Source organism: Tannerella forsythia (assembly GCF_003860135.1).
Lineage (GTDB): Bacteria > Bacteroidota > Bacteroidia > Bacteroidales > Tannerellaceae > Tannerella > Tannerella forsythia_A.
This window is the reverse complement of record NZ_RQYN01000105.1, coordinates 1-2101: the sequence shown is the minus strand read 5'-3', so window position 1 is coordinate 2101 and position 2101 is coordinate 1. Positions and strand designations below refer to the sequence as shown.

The following is a 2101-nucleotide window of genomic DNA, read 5'->3' as shown; positions in this document are numbered from 1 at the left end:
AACTTTTATCACGTTCAACTCTCTGACATGCGGCTCTTCTCCGTTCTGCTCCTTTCTTTCGTGTCCGCAAGGGGTTATGGGAAAGTGAAAAACGAAGAACGAAAAGTCCTTCGGGCTACACTTTTCACTTTTCACTCTTCGTTTTTCACTTTTCACTTTTCACTTCTCTCACTTCTTAATCAACTTCTGCGTATACGTCTGTCCGTCTTTGACGACGCGCACGAAGTAGAGTCCCGCCGGCAGTCCGGCCATCGGGATTTGGAACGTCGGCTCATTCGTCCGGAACGAGCGCAGCATCGTCATACCGCTCCAGAGCTGGATTTCGTAGGCGCTTCGATTCCAAACGACAGCTTGCGTAACTTGACTGTTGCTATTCATTGAAATCGCTTCTCCGGATAATTTCCACTGTAAAGTGGTTACATCTGTAACAGGATTGGGAGAGAGGCTAAAACTATAAGTAGACGGAAGTTCAAATTCTTTGTATATAATGGTTTCCGATCCGCATGGGTCATCGAAACGGACTGTGATATACACGCTTGATGCACCACTCTGAGGAGTGCCTGAGAAATCGGTAAAGTGATAGCCCTGTATCATTGCCTGCCAATTATTGGAAGCAGACCATTGAAAATTTCTGCCTAACTCCTGAATTGGATATACCGCTTCGACTTGACCTCCGGAAGCATCTAACTGTCCCACCAATAAATCATTTGTTTGCGTTGTGCCTGACTTCCATACAAGAATATCGTCATTCCTAAATGTTATATTGGTCCCTACAATAGTTGCTTTTACCCAACCTTTTTCTATGGGTGAGGTCAGCGATTGCTTACTTACGGATATCGAGTTATTTGTTTGTCCGTATACATGCAATCCCGGATGAACCTGCCATTGTACTTGTAGCCCCGGCGGTAGATTTTCTACCGTATAGGTGGCCTGATTACAGATAGCCGAAGGACCGGAGAGGAAGGGCTGGCAGATGGTTATAGCCTGTGCCAAGTTGGCAATTGTGGCTCCGTTAAAACGAACGGCTGCTCGTATCTCTGCGTTGGTAAATCCGGTTTGCCTAAATAGAGCCGTTGCTGTTCCCTGACCGGACTGCAACGTCATACTATTGTTACTGGAGCTCCACTGTACGGTTGCTCCCTGCGGAAGGTTCTTTATTGTGTAGGTATAGTTCGGCTGGTTGCAAATGGTCATAGGCCCGATGAGAGTAGGATACTTTGATGTATTCGTTGTCATTACACCGCTTCCATTGGGGTCTAACCAATTACTCAACCGCGTGCTGTTTGTTCCTCCTCCCGTCCAAGAACGATGAAATTGACCATATTCTGCTCTAAACTGTTCGCAATAAGGTCGTGCAGAATTATAATTTTGATTCCCATGAAGCTGGCCAACAACACGTTTGTTTTGGTTAAACAAAGGAGAGCCTGATGAACCATGTTCAACAACTCCATTATCAAAACTTAGAAGCCAATGATTATTATTACCTCCCCAACTAGAAGTTTGTAGTTGTTGGTTATCAAAAGAAATCTTCATGACATCACCGGACGGATGATGAATTCCTGTGCCCGAAGTCGGTGTATTGCCGCTTCTGTCCCATCCCAACCACGAAAAGCGCGGATCGCCGGCGGGAGAGTTTCTCAATTCCATTAATGCGAAATCGGTATTATTCCACGCCGCCCTGAATGTTGCCCGGTTATAGGTTACTCCACTGGTTGCATAACCTCCACTGCATGACGACATTTTGTATTGGAATTTAAACATCCAGTTTTCGGCATTGGAAATTTCGGATGATGATAATGATCCTTTCGGGATATCCGTATCGATACAATGAAATGCCGAGAGAAAATACGGTCTGAAACTTTGATTGGCTGTCATCAGCAATGAGCCGCTGCACCATTCCGTACCGTTAGAAAGAAGTACTAAGGCTACAGCATCCGACTCTTTACTCCAAGCAGGAAAACAAGCAACATTATTATTACAACTCCCCGAACTGCCTACCTGACCGTATGCCATATCGGAAAACATATTTGGGTCTGTGTTGAATCGTGTGGGTAACCCATAAATCAGGATCCGGAAAAAAGTTGTATAATTGCATTCATGG

1 pseudogene is annotated in these 2101 nt (G+C 45.2%); it reads right to left on the bottom strand.

What is annotated here, in order from left to right:
* Positions 1–168: 168 nt before the first annotated feature.
* Positions 169–336 (bottom strand): annotated as a pseudogene (locus tag EII41_RS14840) (T9SS type A sorting domain-containing protein); the annotation flags it as partial.
* Between the last annotated feature and the right edge of the window lie 1765 nt (positions 337–2101).